Genomic DNA, 18,847 nt, shown 5'->3' with positions numbered 1-18,847 from the left:
CCTCCTTATAAATTGTTGATTTTGTTTTTCTGTTTTCTTTCATTCCATTTGTCGACAATTTCCATTGCTACATTGGACCATTGAACGACCTGTGACACTTTATCTTGATTTTGATCTAGCTGCTTGGCAACATTATTAGATAAACGTGAAACGGAATGATTAAACCCTTGAATGGATGTACCAACATCCTTTACAGCAGTTACAACCGTATTAAGTTGTTGTGACTTATCTTGAATGTCATCCATTAATACGTTGGTTTTATGTAATATCTGCTCTGTCTCGGATGTTATCCCCTTCATCTGATCTTCAATGCTACCTAAAGTCCCGGCTACTTGATTTAATGTGCCTTGCACGGAAAGAAGGGTTTTTGAAACAAAAATAACCAATATTAAAAAAGCAATAGCTACAATAATTGCGCTAATGTAAAGCAATTCACTCAAAGTGACACCTCCTGGCTGCTGACCTACATATTAACTAGTTACCCTATCTGTTACAGTTTAAACATCCTATACCCCTTTTTATTCTAGGACAAAGATAAAATCCCTTCAAAAAATAAAAGATTTTTTTAAAATATGACATTTATTTTTAGACAAAAAATTCAACAAACTTCGCGGAATCGGTTACAATATAGGTGTTACATAACCAATTTCACTAGGGGGCCAAACAATGAAAGATCCTCGGATTCAAACACTAGCAAAAAATTTGATAAACTATTCCGTACGTCTTCAAAAAGGCGAAAAAGTATTAATTGAAAACTTCGGTCTGCAAAAAGAGCTGGTAATCGCACTTGTAGAGGAAGCTTACAAAGCTGGGGGCTACCCTTTCGTTTCTTTGAAGGATGTCCAGGTTGACCGCGCACTATTAATGGGTGCACAAGAAGAACAATTTAATATGAAAGCCGATTTTGAAGCAAATGTCATGAAGGATATGGACGCATATATCGGCCTTCGTTCAGGTGACAACATCTCAGAATTATCAGATGTTCCTGATGACAAGCAAAAAATTCAAGGTAGCACAGTTGGAAAGAAAGTACACCGTGATATCCGTGTACCTAAAACCAAATGGGTGGTCCTCCGCTATCCAAATGCAAGTATGGCTCAACTGGCGAAAATGAGCACAGAAGGGTTCGAAAACTTCTATTTTGACGTATGTAATTTAGATTACGGAAAAATGAGCAACGCCATGGATGCACTAGTTGAATTGATGAACAGAACCGATAAAGTAAGAATCACTGGTGAAGGGACTGACTTGACTTTCTCTATCAAAGATATCCCTGCGATCAAGTGTGCTGGCGAAATGAATATCCCTGACGGGGAAGTTTATACAGCTCCCGTTAAGGACTCTGTAAATGGAACGATTACGTATAACACTCCATCTCCTTATCAAGGATTCACGTATGAGAACGTAAAATTGACTTTCCGCGATGGAAAGATTGTGGAAGCAACAGCAAATGATTCTGATCGTATCAACAAAATTTTCGATACTGATGAAGGAGCACGATTTGTCGGGGAATTCGCAATTGGAGTTAACCCGTATATCCAACATCCGATGCAGGATATTTTGTTTGATGAGAAAATTGACGGCAGTTTCCACTTCACTCCTGGTCAGGCCTATGAAGACGCTTGGAATGGAAACAATTCCGACATCCATTGGGATATGGTGATGATCCAGCGTCCTGAATATGGTGGGGGAGAAATCTATTTCGATGATGTATTGATCAGAAAAGATGGAAAGTTCGTCGTTTCGGAGCTTGAAGGTTTGAATCCTGAGAATTTAAAATAAGTTGATATGGTGCCATCCACAGGTTGAATATGTGGATGGTTTTTTGTTTCTTGGGGGAACGGTTTCGTAGATTGACTGACACGATAGCTCTGTTTCCTCCTAAACAGAAATCCTTTTCCTATGCCTAAATGACAAAAAACCGGTCTTCCCTCTCACAAAGGAAAACCGGTTCTAATATAATTATACTTGTAACGACTTTTCATATGCTTCCTGGAATTTCGTTACATCACCAGCACCCATAAAAATGATGACTGCATTTTCATGTTTAGCCAATAATTCAGTTCCTTCTTCCGTCAAGATCGCTGCCTGATCTATTTTTTCCAGAAGATCATTTATGGTCAGCTTCCCCTGGTTCTCACGCGCGGAACCGAAGATGTCACATAGATAAACATGGTCTGCACCGCCCAGGCTTTCAGCAAACTCGTTCAAGAAGGTTTGCGTTCTTGTAAAGGTATGCGGTTGGAATACTGCAATGACATCGCGATCCGGGTACTTTTGATTCGCAGCATCGATTGTCGCGCGGATCTCGGTCGGATGATGGGCATAATCATCAATTAATACTTGTGAACCGACCACTTTTTCAGAAAATCTGCGTTTTACTCCTTCAAAAGTTAGCAATTGGCTCTGGATTACATCCGCAGGAATTTCTTCATAATGACATAGCGCAATCACCGCTAATGCATTCATGATATTGTGATCGCCATAGCCTTTTATTTTGAAGGTTGCATAGTGGTTGTTACGGACAAACACATCGAAGGTCGTACCTTCTGTGGACTTTTCCACATGACGGGCCTGGAAATCATTTTCTTCCCCAAAGCCGTAATAGATCACAGGGACCTTCGCTTGGATTTTTTGCAGATACTCGTCGTCTCCGCAGGCAATGATTCCTTTCTTCACTTGCAAGGCCATCTCCTGGAAGGCATTAAACACATCATCAATACTGCCAAAGTAATCCGGATGATCGAAGTCAATGTTTGTCATGATCGTGTAGTCAGGGTAATAGGACAGAAAGTGTCTCTTGTATTCACAGGCTTCGAATACGAAATATTCGCTGTCTTCTGCTCCCCGGCCAGTACCGTCCCCAATCAGATAGGATGTCGGCTTTGCCCCTTGTATGACATGAGAAAGCAATCCTGTGGTAGAAGTCTTTCCATGTGCACCAGTTACAGCAATACTTGTAAACTTCTCCATAAACTGACCTAGAAATTGCGGATAACGAATAACAGGTACATTCAGTTGCTTCGCCGCCTCAATCTCCTCGTGTGTATCAGGAAATGCATTACCTGCAATCACCGTCATGTCTTCCTTTATATTTTCTTTATCGAAAGGAAGGATCGTGATGCCCTTTTCTTCCAGGCCTTTCTGAGTAAAGAACCTTTTCTCGATATCCGAGCCTTGAACCTGATAGTGCATATCGTCGAGAATTCCCGCAAGTGCACTCATTCCTGAACCTTTTATACCAACAAAATGATAAATGGTCATGAAAAAACCTCCAACATTTATCTATATATAATTCGATTACTTACTCTGCAAACGAACTGATCAATAGTTTATTTTTGTACAAGACATCGCTTTTCGTGTATGGATATTCCATTATATGATAAGCGTCTAAATTTGCTAATTCCCCTAATGACAAGGGTTCAAACCATATGTAGAAAAGTCCTTTTGTCTATCAACGACCTATTATAGCACTAATTAAAGAATTACTCTAGTTCAGTCCAGCCAACGGTAACGTCAGAAAGAAAAACCGATAGACACATATATTTCTACCAGTTTCCCAATAAATGTGGACCTATATACGTTAGTCCACTTTTTCGAGACGCTCGTTAAACCGGTACTTCCTACCAGCTTTTGCTTGCGGTTCCCCGTTTAACACAACATTATCGCCGGTAAAACCGATATGAATTTTCAACAGGCTTCCTCCGACACCATATATGTCCACTGGTACGTCCTGTTCTTCAAATTCTTTGATGCGTTGCTCACTGAAACCGCCACTTACCACGATTTTCACATGTTGGAAGCCTTCTTTATCCAACGCTTCCCTTAGAGCAAAAATTAAAGGTGCATTTACACCGCGCGGATCAAAGGTTCCAAGTACATCTTGATGGCGGATGAAATGTTGGTCAATCATGGTTCTGGAAGTATCCACTCGGACTCCTTTGAGTTTGTCTCCAAACTCCCTTGCAACACGAAGGGCATCGGTGATCACATCATTGTTGTAATCCACCAGCACAAGCAATTCATCCTCCGGGAACTTGGCGTGGTATGCTTTGGAAGCTTCCACTACGTCCCCGTTAAAAAGTTGGATAAGGGCGTGTGGCATGGTCCCCATCCCTTTTTTGCCCCACCATTCATTCATGGCGTGCGTTGCTTGTGCAGTAGATCCTCCGATATGTGCGGCATAACCGTCCCCTGCCTGTTGCGTATAATGGTCATCACGGTCTCCCATAAAGATGACAGGCTTTTGTCCAGCAGCTTTGACCACATTATAAACATTCGTAGATACAGAAGTTCTTCTGGCCAGAATCCCGTCAATCACACCTTCTAAGAAGCCGAAATTTTGATATGGGCCGGTGATGGTCAGTACTGTTTCGAACGGGGAGATTTTATCCCCATCCTTTAAAGAGTAAATTTCAAGTGATTCCGGATCATCCGCGAAGGTTTTGATTAAAGCAATCACTTCGTCTGTACCGCATAAAACGGCATGCTCTTTTTGAAAAAATTGCATCGTAACGGTATTATCTGGTTTGAATTCCTTCACGATCTCTCTTGTTTTCAAAAAGTATACCGCTGAGAACCAACCTTCCTTCACACGTTCATCAAACTTGAAGGTGCGATTTGTCAGCCTTTTTATTTTACCCTGTAGCTTCAACTCAATTTCTTTCATATTATTAAAAGCTCCTTACGACCCTGTATTTTGGGTTACTGTCTTGCCGGATATACCGACTCCTATAGTTTTACTATTATTTATAATAATAGAAGTTTGTATCCATTTACAACATTTCCTGTAACAGAGCTTTAATAGTCAGAATCTTGCATATTGATTAGTTCTTCTGCTGATACAAGTACTTCCCTCGGTTTACTGCCTTTTGGTCCGGAAATGACACCATGATCCTCCATCAACTCCATCAAGCGCGCTGCACGATTATAGCCAATGCGGAACCTTCTCTGGAGGCTGGAGGTTGATGCACCATTCTGATCTACTACATATTGGCATGCCTCGAAAAACAGCTCGTCCTCATCCTGACTGGTAGCTTCTTTCAACAGCTCGCTTTGTTCAAACAGATATGTTGGCTTTTGCTCTTTACGGACGTGATCTACCGCTCTCTCAATCTCTTCATCTGATACGAAGTTACCTTGGACCCTGATTGGTTTTGGGGCACCGTTTTCCAATAACAACATATCTCCCCTGCCTAGCAGGCGCTCTGCTCCACCAATATCAATGATGGTTCTGGAATCGACCTGAGAGGAAACGGAAAAGGCGATTCTTGTCGGGATGTTTGCTTTTATCAATCCTGTTATGACATCAACGGAAGGGCGCTGGGTGGCTATTAATAAGTGCATGCCGCAAGCGCGCGCTTTTTGAGCGATTCGGCAAATGGCTTCCTCTACGTCACTCGGCGCCACCATCATCAAATCTGCAAGCTCATCAATGATGATTACCATATAAGGCAATGTTTCCTGATTATGCTTCTTGGCCACCTCATTGTACTTTCCAATGTCCCGGACTCCTGCGTGAACAAATAACTCATATCGGCGTTCCATCTCTTCCACTGCCCATTTCAACGCTGCTGTCGCGGCTTTAACATCAGTGATGACAGGACTTACTAGATGTGGAATATGATTGTATGGCGTAAGTTCGACCATCTTTGGATCTATCAATAACAGTTTTACCTCATCAGGAGTACTTTTAAATAAAAGACTCATAATAATAGAGTTTACGCAAACGCTTTTTCCTGATCCAGTGGCACCGGCGATCAACCCATGCGGCATCTTTTGCAAATCCAAAACGACCGGTTGCCCCGATATATCAAGCCCCATGGCTACCGTCAAGGGCGATGCATGTTGGATAAAAGACGGGTGACGAAGGATCTCCCTAATGAATACAGGCTTACTCACCCGGTTGGGCACTTCAATTCCAATCGTGTTTTTTCCAGGTATCGGTGCCTCCATCCGAATGTCACGTGCAGAAAGGCTTAACTTTATATCATCACTCAAATTAGTTATCTTGTTCACTTTTACACCAGGCTCCGGCTGCACTTCGAACTGTGTAACAGACGGTCCTTGTGTGGCCTTTACCACTTTGGCACCAACTCTAAAGTGGTGGAGGGTTTCATTGAGAAGCTCCCTTTGAGCCTCCACCCATTCCCTATCATCCTCAGAATGCTGTGGTGGAATGGAGAGCATCGTGATAGAAGGCTTTCTAAAGTAAGGCTGCGGCTCTTCTTGTTTACCAGTTACCTGTTGTTTTCTTTCCAGGGACCGTTTATCCTGTTTGAGCATGATTACATTAAAAGGAATATGCTGCTGTTTGCTGGAATCTTGTCGCGTTGGAGTCTCTCGTTTCGCTCTCTCCTCTTTTCTTACTGGCTGTACTTCCTCTATTGTGACTGCAGATTCCGCATAAGAAGGAGCTTCTGCTTTATTTTCCTCATAAGCATGGTCAGTTTCAGGTTGAGGCTCCGCTTTAAGCCATGCTTCATCTGAGTCAACTTTTTCACTTGTCTCTTCTTCTTTATAAGGATCGGATATCGGCTCCTCGCTTGGTTCCTTATCCGCTTCATAAGAAGGGGCTACCTCTTCCAATCCTGCTTCCTCTATTTCTGGAGTTGAATTTTCTTCTAAAAGAACGTCACTGAATTCTTGGACCTTTTCCTTCTCCCTTTCCAACTCCGCAAATCCTTGATAGCTTCCATAGGAAGCTTCCATTGGAGTGGCCTCCGCTACTTCTAATTCCCCAGTAGGAGATTCCCTGCTTGTTAATTCTATCTCCGGAAGATAGGTATGTCTTTTTTCAATAGAAGGACGAGGTTTGTATCCAAAGATGGGCGAAACGAATTCTGTAGGATGAAACGGTTGTTTGTTTTCGTTCACCACTTTTTCAAATTTCTTTTGAGGCTGCGCAGTTTTTTTCTTTTCTGCAACCTTCTTCATAGATGGCTGTTCCACTTCACTCTTCTGTTTTTCCTTTTCCTGCACGAATTTTACTTGTTCAGGCTGCGGTTTGCTTGGCTGCTTGGCCTTTCCATTTTCTCTTTTTCTGGGCTGATCTGCATTTCCTTCGTCGGGAATCAAGGGGAATCGGAATTTCCCTGTTGGGTATTGATACGCCACCTTTGCATTCGCTTGTTTTTGTTTATTTCCCGGTTTCTCAGCGTAATCTTGCTCAATGGTACGTTCTTCTTCCTCACTTAGCTGAGCAAACAGCTTTTTAAACCAGTTCACATCTATCACACTCTTTCTTTCTTACTTTTTGTGGTACCGCATACTTATAATAGGCGATGGTTGTTACCTATATTTTTCGAAATCATTTCTTATTTTTCAACTGTTATTTCTGATGTTTCTTATTATCTTTTCCCAAAATGAAGATCGGTTCCAACTGTCCTTCTTCATATAAGAAGGATAATGCAGTGATAGGAATTTTACCATTTACGAAAAAGCTCATCGTCAACTCAGCAAGGATGTCGTATCCCACCTCATTCTGTATATCCGCCAAAATCAATACATCCTGATGGGGAACTGCCACTGTCATCGTACCTGTCACCTTCTTTTTAAAAGAATCCAAGAAGGATTCATTAAGGATCCTGCTAGCATCGTAACCATCATTGGAGCGCACAAAATAATAGGTGTTACCGGCCACTACATCTTCTTTCATACTTGTAGGCAATGATCTGACATTGAACATGGCCATTTCTTTTATTGTGTTTTTAGATAGATTTTCTCTTTGTAATAGATTTTCATCAATCAGTTTATAGGACTTCCCTAAATCAATCGCATAGTAAATCCTCGTTTCTGCAGTATGCTCATCATACACCAAAGGCACATCATTGCTTGTTTTCGGGAACGAGGTGGAACGAATGACAGGATAGATATGTCGCTCTGCCCCATTTAATTGAACAGGTATTTTCATACTTGTGAGAGCCTCTCTCACGTAATACACGTATTCTTCCAACGCTTGAACATCGTTTACCTGTTCGTATTTTGACAACACCCCTTGCAGGGCTATCGTGATTCCCTTTTGAGTTTCCTTATCCTCCACACGCAAGGCTTCATTTTCTCTATCGTATGTAAATACCCAGCTTGGATGGGCCAACTTCTCTTCTAGAATTCGTCTGATTTTCTGTATCGTCATTTTTTCCATAAGGAACAATCCTTTCTCTCTTTTGAGGTCACCCTTTATTGTACAACAAATGAGATAGATATTGTAATTTGTCGAACAACGTATTAGGTTTATGTGGTATTGTTCCTACCAACTCTTTGAAAGTTTTAACCCCCTTACCCCTTCTGGCCTATCCCTCCTACCAAATACCCTCATATTTCTTGTAAATCCCTGAATCGGATTGCTTATTTGAGCTTCCTTTATTCTTTTAGGAATACGAGTACTAGTACGTTTTTATTGTTTTTTAAAAATTCATAACGTATCAGATCGATTTAGGCTATTCCTACTACGTATTTTTTTCAGCTGGAAATACTGTAAAGATTAGGAAACAACCCTTGTTTATAGAATTATTTTACATATATTCTTCCTATTACCACTTTATATCCAACCTCTACCAATTAACTAACCTGAAAAACCTGTCTGAAACTTACGGACTATTTTTAGAATATTCTGATAGTTTTCTTTCTTTTTCGACACTATTCTTCTACACACTTTATTAATCTTTAATTGTCACCGAGATACTCCTACATAAAGCAAGATTCTACCAAACAGCGATGGTTGGTGGGAATTTATTTGAAAAGGGGGGGGAAATTCATCGGTTTTTTGTATTTAATTTTAAAGGGGGATGTTGAATGAGTAGGAAGAACAAACGTAATTTTGCTAGAGTATTCAGTATCATTATGTGTTTATTACTGATCGCCCCAAGTTTTAACCCTGGTACTGCTTCTGCACAAGGGAATAAAGCTTCCGTCTCTTTGGGTGAATCTAAAGAAGTGATGGCAAGTAAAATAACCGATCGTTTATCTACGCAGTTTTCTAAAGATGGGGAAAAGGTAACCTTCCTTATCAAATTCAAAGAACAGGTAGATACGCAGGCAGTAGCTGCTAAAGCTGTGGAAGCAGCCAAGGCGCAAAAAGCTTCTGCCGGTCAAGAAAAACTGATGAAACGTAATGCTGTTGTCTCAGAGTTAAGAGCAACATCAATCGAAACCCAAGCAAATGTAAAAGAATATCTTGAAAAAGCGGTAGCTGACGGAAGAGCAAAAGATATCCAATCCTTCTATGTAGTAAACGGTATGGCCGTTACTGCAACGAAAGAAGTAATGGAAGAGCTTGCTAGATTCCCAGAAATCGAAAAACTTTTACCAAACGAAGTACGTCAGTTGGATCCTGCAGCTGAAGCAGCTGCGACAACTGAGATGGAAGTAGAAGAAAAGCCTGCTGCAAATCTTCAGAACATTGAATGGGGCGTTGCCCAGATCGGTGCTCCTCAAGCGTGGGAAATGGGTGTTGACGGTCAAGGTACTGTTGTAGCCAGTATCGACACAGGTGTTCAGTGGGATCATCCTGCATTAAAGGAAAAATATCGCGGATTTAATGCCGGAACTGGAAACGCAAACCATGAATACAACTGGTTTGATTCAACTCCTGCAAATCAGTCCACTCCTTATGATGATGATGGTCACGGTACGCACGTAACAGGAACGATGGTCGGTGCTGAGCCGAACGGATCCAACCAAGTCGGTGTTGCTCCTGGAGCAAAATGGATTGGCGTTAAAGCATTTACTCCATCCGGTGGTACGGATGTTGCCCTTCTTGCAGCTGGTGAGTGGATTTTAGCACCTAAAGATGCTAGTGGAACTCCAAACCCTGCGATGGCTCCTGACGTTGTCAACAACTCATGGGGCGGCGGACCTGGCTTAGATGAGTGGTACCGTCCAATGGTTCAAGCATGGGTAGCGGCTGATATCTTCCCTGCTTTCGCTGCAGGAAATACACGCATCGGGAACCCTGGTGGTCCTGGATCTGTTTCCACTCCTGGTAACTATCCGGAATCTTTTGCCACTGGTGCAACGGATGTGAACATGAACCTTGCGAGCTTCTCATTACAAGGTCCATCTCCATACCAAGAAATCAAGCCTGAAGTATCCGCACCTGGAGTTGGAGTTCGTTCTTCCTTCCCTGGTAACAGCTATGGTGCTGCAAGTGGAACTTCCATGGCAAGCCCGCATGTAGCTGGTGTGGTTGCTTTACTTAAGCAGGTCAACTCTAACCTGACTGTGGCAGACATTGAGGAAATCTTGATGACTACAGCAACGGCAAGAACAGATTCCAATTTTCCTGATTCTCCAAACAACGGTTATGGACATGGGATCGTCAATGCATTTGATGCAGTATCTTCCATCATATCCGGTCTTGGAAAAATTAAAGGGCAAGTTGCGAAGGATGGAGAAGATAGCGAGGCTCCAACTTTCGAACATACAGCACCTGTTGAAACGTATGCTGGCATGAACCTGCCTTTAAGCATTCACGTACAGGATAATGTAAGTATTTCTTCTGTAACCTTGCAATATCAAAACACTTCTGGTGAGTGGGTAGATCTTGCGGCAGAACGTGCATCTGGTTCTTATAATGACGCTACTTACACAGCATCCATACCTGGTGACGACATTGGTGAACCTTCTGTATCTTATCGTTGGCACATTGTTGACTTCGGTGGCAATGAAGTAACATCTGATACGTACGAAGTGAGTGTTCAACCAGGTATTACTGTTGGATATTCTACAGACTTTGAAACGGATCCTATTGGCTGGTATTCCTTCGGTGCTGAAAACACATGGCAATGGGGCGTTCCATCTGCCGGTCCGGCTGAAGCACACTCCGGTGAAAAAGTATACGGAACGAACCTCGAAGGTAACTACGGGAACCGAGCAAACATGACACTTGTGATGCCTCCTATCGACCTACCTGAGGATAGTGGTGCATACCTTCAGTTCATGAACTGGTTCAACCTTGAGACTCGTTACGATTTCGGTCACGTATTCGTTTCTACAGACCAAGAGAACTGGACGCAACTTCTACGTTTTGATGGTATCAGCGAAAGCTGGACTGCTAGAGAAGTCGACCTTTCTGAGTATGCAGGTCAACGAATTTACATCGGCTTCAACGTTACAACGGATGGTAGTGTTGTACGTACAGGCTGGTATATCGATGATGTCGCATTATCAGCGGAGTCTAATGCAACAGCAGCATCCACTCAGCTGGAAGTGACGAAAGAAGAGAAGGTAGAAGCTAAAGAGGAGAAAGTGAATCCAGATAAAATCCATCCGGTTGCTACTCCTGAAAAAGAAGAAGCTCTGAAAGAGGATGTTAACCCAGCAGTACTTCCATTACATGCACAAGTTACTGTATTGGAAACGAACCGATCAGTTAACACAAATCCTGCTAACGGACAATACGAACTATTGCACGCTGCGGGCACATTTACGGTGCAAGCGGAAGCATATGGCTATCACCCAGCTCAACAAACAGTTGAAATCGCTCCAGATGGAGAAGCGGTTGCTAACTTCGTATTGGACGAAATGGCACGTGGTACTGTCAGCGGTACTGTGACAAACAGTGTTACTGGGGAACCTATTGCAAACGCAACATTAATGCTTATTGAAGATGCAGCAATTGCCCCTGTTACAACAGATGAAAATGGAAACTTCTCCATCACTGCATTAGAAGGGGACTACACACTACGTGTAATGGCTCCTTCCTACTATAGTGAAACTGTAGAGGTATCTATCGAAGGGGATGAAACGACTACCCTTGATGTAGAATTGCGCCCATTCATCGGATACCCTGGTGAAATCGGCTATGATGATGGCACTGCTGAGAATGCCCGTGCATTCTATGACGCCGGAAACGGGTGGGCAGTGAAAATGTCTCTACCGGAAGGTCAAAACAGCGCGCTTGTAACTGGTGGATTATTCCGATTCTGGGATACTACATGGCCAACTCCTGGTGGTACAGCCTTTAAAGTAGAGGTTTGGGATGCATCTGGTTCTGATGGAGCTCCAGGATCTAAGCTTGCGGGACCATTTGACGGTACGGCACTACGTACTGGTGAGTGGACGACAGTTGACTTGGCAGAGCATGGAATCATCGTAGAACAAGACTTCTACATGGTTTACATCCAGTCCCAACCTAATCCGAATGCACCTGGACTTGGAACAGATGAAGATGGACCAAATGCTGGCCGCAGCTGGCAATATGTTGGCGGTTCATGGTCTCCTTCTCCTGAAGCAGAAGGAAACTATATGATCCGTGCTTTAGTTAACTTTGAAGTGACAGCACCAACGATCACTTCTCCAGCTGATGGTTCCTTCACAAATGAAGAAACGGTAACGGTAGAAGGTAATGCTTCTCCAACAACAACTGTTCATGTGATGAACAATGGGGAAGAAGTTGCAACTGCTACAGCTACCGATGAAGGAACATTTGCAGTAGATGTTTCCCTGACAGAAGGGGCAAACGTACTAACGGCTAAATCCTCCACGGAGACAGGCGAGACAGAAGAATCTGCTCCAGTAACAATTGTTCTTGATCAGACTGCTCCTGAACTTGCCATTACCAGTCCTGAAAATGGTTCCAAAACAAACCGCGAAACAGTTACTGTAACAGGTACTGTCGCGGATGAGAACTTGGATTTTGTAAAAGTAAACGGAAAGAAAGCCACTGTTCAAGATGGCACATACTCTCTAAGAGTAATGCTTGATAATGGAGAAAATAACATTCGTGTAGTTGCTCAGGACTTAGCTGGTAACCGTACAAGACAAGATGTAACGGTTTATGCTAACTACGATGCGCCTGAAATCACTAATCTGAAGCCAACGGAAGACAAGCACTTAAGAGCCGGTGAATCTGTGAAGATTGAATTCAACAGTGAAGAAGGCCTTCGTGCAACATTCTCTATCCGTATGCCATTAACAAATGCTTCCATGATGATGCAAGGAAACGACGTAAACTATGAAGTAAGCAATGCGGTTGAACTTCCATTGATGGAACAATCTCCTGGTTATTATGTAGGATATTGGACTGCTACTTCTAGCGTTGTGGCAAGTGGGGCAGAAATCGAGGTTAAAGTATCTGATGACTTCGGTAATGTAACTCGTGCGATTGCAGATGGCAAGCTGTACATCAATGATGGAAATGGTGGGAACGGTAACGGAAAGGGTAAGCCTGAAAAGCCTGGGAAGAAAAATAACTAGGTAAATATAAAAAGGCCGGCACTCACGAATTGTGATTGCCGGCTTTTTTATCAACCCAACGAAGCAACAAATGCTTCAATTTCTTCTTGCGTTTTACGGTCCTTACTAACAAAACGACCTGCTTCTTCCCCATTTTTATATCCAACAAAGCTTGGAATTCCGAATACACTCAACTCGGCACAAAGATCAATAAACTCATCCCTGTCCACATAAATAAACGTGTACTCGTTAAACTTCTCCATAATTTCCGGTAATACCGGCTCAATGACTCGGCAGTCGGGACACCAGTCCGCAGAAAACATGAACACAACATCTTTCTCTTTTTTCATTTGGTTAAATTGTTCCAAGGATTGTAATTTTTCCATTATCGTTCCCCTCCAATATTAATTTTCATATCCCCTTCTTTAATGAGGGATCGCTTTCTCATCCATTCTGATACAACTAAACTTACCACAGCGGGTCCCACAATGTGAAGCAACAAGACTTTCATTAGAACCGATAAAGAAAAGCCCATTGCAGCAAAAGTCATGATTTGACCGACCAATCCGCTTGTCCCCATTCCTGCCCCTTCTTTGACATTTACCATCTGGAAAACCGTAGTACCAAGAGGAGCAAAAATGATTCCTGCTACCGTTGGGGGGATGATGATCATCGGGTTTTTAATGACATTCGGCACTTGGAGCATGGAAGTTCCTATCCCTAAAGCTAAAAGCCCAGACATTTTATTTTCTCGGTAACTACTTACAGCAAACCCTACCATCTGGGCAGCACAACCAATTGTGGCAGCACCGGCCGCAATCCCTTCCAACCCCAGCATCATCGCAATGGCGGCACTTGATATCGGTGCTGTCAGCGCCCACCCCATTAACACCGCAACCAGCATTCCCATTACAATGGGTTGTTGATCGGTAGCCCACATGATCAGGGATCCTAATGAATTCATCCCGGCATTAATGGGAGGTCCAATAAAAGTCGCAACAAGGAAGCCTGTCAAAATGGTTATAAAAGGTGTAACCAGAATATCTACTTTTGTCTCTTTCGATACCAGCTTGCCTGCTTCTGTTGCCAAAAGTGCGGCAACAAAACTGCCTGCCGGTCCACCCAGCTGCGCGCCTGCCGCTCCGGCAATAACAGTCGCAAATAAAACCAATGGTGGTGCTTTCAGGCCATATGCCACTGCTGCACCTATTGCTGGGCCCATCAATCCCATTGCCAATACTCCCATATCCGTAAAGAAAATCCACCCCAGCTGATCCCCCACCGTTTTAATAATCAATCCGATGATCAAGGAAGAGAACAGACCCAGAGCCATATAACTTAATCCGTCTATAAAATAAACCCTTGCCGACAACGTAACTCCCTTTTTATGTAAAAAACCTTTCATTTCCTCACTCATTCCTTTTTGTATTTCCTGCATGATTTACATTAATAATAACGAATAACTGTCGATATATACTAGTAGATATTTTAGCTTTTGTTAAAAGTTTGTTGTGGTTATTGTAGAAATATGTCTATAATTACTTTAAAATATCAGATTTTTAACAAAACATATAAAATTCGAAAGTCTTTTATGTTTTAGGGGGGTACCATGAAAACAATAAGAGGTAGAGTAAGATTTATTTTATTGGCAGCCATTACAGGTCTTATCATTGTATTATTATTCAATTTCTTTTTCTACTTTACGCAATCCACTGCAAAAGAGCAAGAAACCGCTTTGTTTGAAGCTGTAAACGGAAGTAAAGAAATAAAATTCGCTTTCTCGGATACTCGTAAAAATGAGCAGGAGTTTTTACGAATTCCAAGTGATGAGACTTCCTTGGTCATTAAAGAAAATTTAGAGAACATCCAGCAAGAGTCAGCTGAAATGCAACAGCAGTTCGCTGAGTACGAAGAGATTGCAAGCCGCTTTTCTGAAATCGAAACGGCTGCAACCAATTATCTCAATGAATTTATTCCTCTTGAAGAGCTCTATAATGAAATAGGTTTTACAGAATTCACCGGCCTCCAGGGAGTGATGAACGGTGCGGTCAGAAACCTTGTCATCAATGTAAGAGGGGCAAATCGCGAGGAACTAACAACCACTTTAATGAACATGAGACTCTATGAACAACAGTATCTGGCTACCAAACAGGAAGCTAGATACCGAGAGTTCATGAAAAGCGCCGATACCTTCAAATCACAATTGGCAGAGGCCGACCTTCCTGATTCCCAGAAAAATGGGCTATTGGAGCTTTACAATCCTTACGTGGAAGCAATGACAGATTTATATAATAATTACACCTCATCGTACAGCTTTGTGAGAAACTTTGAGACGATAAGCGACGAAGTGGAAGCAAGTGTAAATGAAGTGGAAGCTGCGGTGTCCGATCTGCAAGCACAGCTTCAACAAGAATCCAATGGGAAGCTTCAAACCATCATGTTGCTTACACTCATTATTAGCGTTCTTTTATTAATTTTCTTAAGCACGACAGGCTATTTCCTAAACCGAAAAATTGCCTCCTCCATCCGTTCTTTGAAAGATGGAGCATCTAAAATTGGAGAAGGAAATTTCGCTTACCGTGTTCCTATCACCACGAAGGATGAAATGGCAGACCTTGCAGTAACTTTTAATGCTATGGCCGAAAAAGTACAGACTTCCCTTTTAAAAGTGATGGAAGCAACAGATAAGCTACAGTCTTCTTCCCAAAACCTAGCGGCAATATCTGAAGAAACGACCGCACAATCGACAGAGGTGAACGAAGCGATCAAACAGGTCGCCATCGGTTCCAGCGAGCAGGCTCTGCATCTTGATGAGAGTACTGACATTTTAAAACGGGTCAAATCGGCTGTTGAACAGGCAGACCACTTAAGCACCGTAATTAAATCAAAGGCAGATCACGCTAGACTGGTTGGGGAGGACGGATTGACGGTAGTGAAGGATCTGCACCAATCATCCGAGCAGTTCCTGGAACTGGCCAACCACTTGACTGAACGGGTACAACAAGCAACAAAACAGTCCCAGCAGATACATACCATCGTTGCCACTATACAAGAAATCGCGGAGAACACCGACCTTCTGGCATTGAATGCTGCTATTGAATCTGCCCGGGCAGGTGAGGCTGGAAGAGGATTTGCCGTTGTCGCTCAAGAAGTTCGTAAACTTGCTGAGCGTTCAAAACATGAAGCACTTTCCATTAAGAAGCTTGTGACAGAAATGGGTAATCAAATGGGCAAACTTTCCAATGACGCCTTGCAGTTCAACGAGTATAGAGATTTACAACAGCACTCCGTTGATCAGACGAAAACATCTTTTGAGAAAATTGCTGGAAATGTTCTTGAGATCAATCATAAGGTGGATGATGTTCAGCAAGCGATTATACAGGTTACCCAATCTAATAAGCAATTAGAGGAAAAGCTATCAGAAGTCCATTACATCTCAGAAGAAGCTGCGGCGACCTCTGAGCAGGTCAGCGCTTCCAGCGAGCATCAAATTGTCGCGATCGAACAGGTGAATGAAGCGGCTATCTCCCTTTCCGATATCGCTACTGAACTCCAGGAGGAAGTAAGCCAGTTCATCGTGGAAGAAGAAATCGGACAGAAGAATGAGCAGATATTCGAGGACAACGAACAGGACATTCAAGAATACGAAGAAGAACTCACATCTGAAGAGGAAGAGGCCGAAGCTAGATGGGCTCATGAAGAAGCTGCAGCTGGCATGAAAGAAACCGCTGCATCCTCAGAACAAGAGAAACAATAATCAATGCAAACCAGCTTGTCCAAGAAAGTCCAGGACAAGCTGGTTTTTCAAATAGAAAGTAAGTTTCTCTGTAAGTTGGGGTGCAAGGTGTGAGATTCCAGCAGGAGGTTGAGGCCCCTGAAGCGTTGTGAGGAAGCCAACCATCGTCCCGCGGAAAGCGAACACCTGGAACATACTTATACAAAAAAAAAGAATACGACAGGCACTTCCTCCCCATCATATTCTTTCTCTCATACTTATTTAATTTTAACCGAAGAAACAACCTCCATCATGCTTTTCGTGCTGCTCTCCATGTTTTTGGTATCCGTTACTGTGGTCATTTTCACTCCACCAACTCCTACCGTCACCTCATAAAACTCTTCTTTTTCTCCTTCAACGGGAGATATAAGCAAATAACCTAAACGCCCGTCTTCCGAGACTGTATGATCCAGTTCCAATTCATCATAGTTCACCTTGGTAGAATCATATAAAACCTCAGAATCCTTTGATTCAAATGGATTCACAAACAACAGATAAGTTTGCTCTTTATGTGTAAGGACGATGTTGTTTTCCGTTTCTGTATCAACTGAGAACTGTGAGGGAAGATAATAATGAAAGGCATCTGTCTCCTCTGTTGCTTCCATTTCTTCAGCCTTGAACGTTTGTTCAAAAGCATCGATGGATTTCTGTGAGGCATCTTCAATAGAGACCGAGCATCCCGCTAAAAATAATAATGATAAAAATAAAATAGAAATGATGGCTCTTCCGAAATACAATATTTCCACTCCTTTTAGTACTAAGTGACTACAAAATTCACACTGATTCTATCATACCTATAATTCTTTCCCCATGACAAGGACAAGTTGGAATTATCACTTAATTCTCTATTTTATGATAGACTAATTAATAGATAAATAACAAGAGGTACTATTTGGAGGGATTGTAATGAAATTTACTATTTACCTTGCTGGAGAAATCCACACCGACTGGAGAGAAGAATTGAAAGACAAGGCCAAAGCGTTAGACCTTCCCTTGGAGTTTGTCGGACCAATGACAGACCATGAGCGTTCGGATAACATTGGGGAATTGGTTATGGGCACTCAAGCAAACAACATCGCAAAGGATGAGGCAGCTTCACAAATCAACAACCTGCGTACCCAACTTCTAATGAAAAAGTCAGATGTTGTCATTGCCCTGTTTGGCGAAAAGTATAAGCAATGGAATACAGCGATGGACGCAAGTGCAGCCATCAGTCTTCAAAAACCCCTTATATTGATTCGACCTGAAAACCTTCATCATCCCTTGAAAGAGCTGTCCAATAAAGCAAATGTAACGGTGGAAACGGTGAATCAGGCATTAAAAGTACTTACTTACGTGCTTGAATAGAAGCAGGCTTTATGCCTGCTTCTTTTTACTATACTTCCATTGCCCCACAAGCAATCGACTTACATGCTCAAACATTTGTTGCCTTGCTACAGCCCCTTCAGAAAATATCCCTACTGCCCCCTCATGTTTCCTGATTTCTTTCCGCTGACAATATTCATCCATAAGATCTCCAAGCTCTCTTCCTGCCAGGAGTTCTCCTTTAAATGATTCCGGAAGAGGTATCCTGGCACCACCTGCAATGAATTCTTCTCCATCTTTCGTTACAAGCGCTCCCCAATTACAAACCATGACAGTGAAAGCTGGAACTGAATCCAAGACCACCCCTCCCTCAAGCCCTATTGCAAATTCAGCATCCTCGTTTTCTACTAAAGCTTGTCTTGCTCGATGTAATGCACCATCAATGGTCTCCTTGTCACTTAAAGGCTGATTACGCACACCAGAATCCACTTCCATGGCGATGGTTTCACAGTCATTTAATTCCAAATCAAACAAAGCCGTTTGCACGGCCATATATTTTGCAGGGTTTTTTGATCCAATCATCACTTTCAT

Annotated in this window: 13 protein-coding genes; 4 read left to right on the top strand and 9 right to left on the bottom strand. The window is 42.5% G+C overall.

Features of this window, described 5'->3' with window-relative positions:
- Positions 1–5 precede the first annotated feature (5 nt).
- Positions 6–440 carry a DUF948 domain-containing protein gene (locus EKQ44_RS10260; protein ID WP_237663442.1) on the bottom strand — a complete coding sequence of 145 codons (435 nt, stop codon included), beginning with the start codon at positions 438–440 and terminating at the stop codon, positions 6–8.
- 226 nt (positions 441–666) lie between these two features.
- Here EKQ44_RS10260 and EKQ44_RS10255 point away from each other — a divergent pair, with 226 nt between their 5' ends.
- A complete protein-coding gene (locus EKQ44_RS10255; protein WP_237663441.1) occupies positions 667–1,782 on the top strand; it encodes an aminopeptidase in 1,116 nt (371 codons plus the stop codon).
- 180 nt (positions 1,783–1,962) lie between these two features.
- Here the strand turns inward: EKQ44_RS10255 and murC are convergent, their stop codons facing one another.
- The 4 genes from murC to EKQ44_RS10235 form a co-directional block, all read right to left on the bottom strand.
- Positions 1,963–3,264, bottom strand: a complete 1,302-nt coding sequence (murC, locus tag EKQ44_RS10250; RefSeq protein ID WP_237663440.1) for a UDP-N-acetylmuramate--L-alanine ligase — start codon at positions 3,262–3,264, stop codon at positions 1,963–1,965.
- 319 nt (positions 3,265–3,583) lie between these two features.
- Positions 3,584–4,669 carry a nicotinate phosphoribosyltransferase gene (locus EKQ44_RS10245; RefSeq protein ID WP_237663439.1) on the bottom strand — a complete coding sequence of 362 codons (1,086 nt, stop codon included), beginning with the start codon at positions 4,667–4,669 and terminating at the stop codon, positions 3,584–3,586.
- Between the two features lie 131 nt (positions 4,670–4,800).
- A complete protein-coding gene (locus tag EKQ44_RS10240) occupies positions 4,801–7,227 on the bottom strand; it encodes a DNA translocase FtsK (protein WP_237663438.1) in 2,427 nt (808 codons plus the stop codon).
- Positions 7,228–7,330: 103 nt separating this feature from the next.
- Complete coding sequence (locus tag EKQ44_RS10235; RefSeq protein WP_237663437.1) at positions 7,331–8,143, bottom strand: DUF1444 domain-containing protein; 813 nt, start codon at positions 8,141–8,143, stop codon at positions 7,331–7,333.
- A 650-nt stretch (positions 8,144–8,793) separates the two neighbouring features.
- On the opposite strand from EKQ44_RS10235, the gene EKQ44_RS10230 reads away from it, so the two are divergent.
- Positions 8,794–13,197: a S8 family peptidase gene (locus EKQ44_RS10230; RefSeq protein ID WP_237663436.1), complete on the top strand. Its 4,404-nt coding sequence runs from the start codon at positions 8,794–8,796 to the stop codon at positions 13,195–13,197.
- A gap of 50 nt (positions 13,198–13,247) precedes the next feature.
- Here the strand turns inward: EKQ44_RS10230 and EKQ44_RS10225 are convergent, their stop codons facing one another.
- A complete protein-coding gene (locus EKQ44_RS10225; protein WP_237663435.1) occupies positions 13,248–13,562 on the bottom strand; it encodes a thioredoxin family protein in 315 nt (104 codons plus the stop codon).
- Positions 13,562–14,581, bottom strand: coding sequence for a PTS transporter subunit IIC (locus EKQ44_RS10220; RefSeq protein WP_237663434.1), 1,020 nt, complete (start codon positions 14,579–14,581; stop codon positions 13,562–13,564). Before EKQ44_RS10220 ends, EKQ44_RS10225 begins: the two co-directional genes overlap by 1 nt.
- A 204-nt stretch (positions 14,582–14,785) precedes the next feature.
- On the opposite strand from EKQ44_RS10220, the gene EKQ44_RS10215 reads away from it, so the two are divergent.
- On the top strand, positions 14,786–16,933 hold the full coding sequence (locus tag EKQ44_RS10215) for a methyl-accepting chemotaxis protein (RefSeq protein ID WP_237663433.1): 2,148 nt from the start codon (positions 14,786–14,788) through the stop codon (positions 16,931–16,933).
- Positions 16,934–17,169: 236 nt separating this feature from the next.
- Here the strand turns inward: EKQ44_RS10215 and EKQ44_RS10210 are convergent, their stop codons facing one another.
- Positions 17,170–17,688, bottom strand: a complete 519-nt coding sequence (locus EKQ44_RS10210) for a hypothetical protein (RefSeq protein WP_237663432.1) — start codon at positions 17,686–17,688, stop codon at positions 17,170–17,172.
- 169 nt (positions 17,689–17,857) lie between these two features.
- Between EKQ44_RS10210 and EKQ44_RS10205 the strand changes: the two genes are divergently transcribed.
- Positions 17,858–18,298 carry a YtoQ family protein gene (locus tag EKQ44_RS10205; RefSeq protein ID WP_237663431.1) on the top strand — a complete coding sequence of 147 codons (441 nt, stop codon included), beginning with the start codon at positions 17,858–17,860 and terminating at the stop codon, positions 18,296–18,298.
- 9 nt (positions 18,299–18,307) lie between these two features.
- Here the strand turns inward: EKQ44_RS10205 and EKQ44_RS10200 are convergent, their stop codons facing one another.
- Complete coding sequence (locus EKQ44_RS10200) at positions 18,308–18,847, bottom strand: DUF84 family protein (RefSeq protein ID WP_237663430.1); 540 nt, start codon at positions 18,845–18,847, stop codon at positions 18,308–18,310.

The organism is Sutcliffiella horikoshii (assembly GCF_021991925.1).
Lineage (GTDB): Bacteria > Bacillota > Bacilli > Bacillales > Bacillaceae_I > Sutcliffiella_A > Sutcliffiella_A horikoshii_F.
Note: the sequence above shows the minus strand (reverse complement) of the source record. Positions and strands in the feature narration are given on the sequence as shown.

Excerpts from the sequence above, each read along its gene's own strand:
- EKQ44_RS10255 (WP_237663441.1), top strand. The coding sequence starts at position 667 with ATGAAAGATCCTCGGATTCAAACACTAGCAAAAAATTTGATAAACTAT.
- murC (WP_237663440.1), bottom strand. The coding sequence starts at position 3,264 with ATGACCATTTATCATTTTGTTGGTATAAAAGGTTCAGGAATGAGTGCA.
- EKQ44_RS10245 (WP_237663439.1), bottom strand. The coding sequence starts at position 4,669 with ATGAAAGAAATTGAGTTGAAGCTACAGGGTAAAATAAAAAGGCTGACA.
- EKQ44_RS10235 (WP_237663437.1), bottom strand. The coding sequence starts at position 8,143 with ATGGAAAAAATGACGATACAGAAAATCAGACGAATTCTAGAAGAGAAG.
- EKQ44_RS10230 (WP_237663436.1), top strand. The coding sequence starts at position 8,794 with ATGAGTAGGAAGAACAAACGTAATTTTGCTAGAGTATTCAGTATCATT.
- EKQ44_RS10225 (WP_237663435.1), bottom strand. The coding sequence starts at position 13,562 with ATGGAAAAATTACAATCCTTGGAACAATTTAACCAAATGAAAAAAGAG.
- EKQ44_RS10220 (WP_237663434.1), bottom strand. The coding sequence starts at position 14,581 with ATGAAAGGTTTTTTACATAAAAAGGGAGTTACGTTGTCGGCAAGGGTT.
- EKQ44_RS10215 (WP_237663433.1), top strand. The coding sequence starts at position 14,786 with ATGAAAACAATAAGAGGTAGAGTAAGATTTATTTTATTGGCAGCCATT.
- EKQ44_RS10205 (WP_237663431.1), top strand. The coding sequence starts at position 17,858 with ATGAAATTTACTATTTACCTTGCTGGAGAAATCCACACCGACTGGAGA.
- EKQ44_RS10200 (WP_237663430.1), bottom strand. The coding sequence starts at position 18,847 with ATGAAAGTGATGATTGGATCAAAAAACCCTGCAAAATATATGGCCGTG.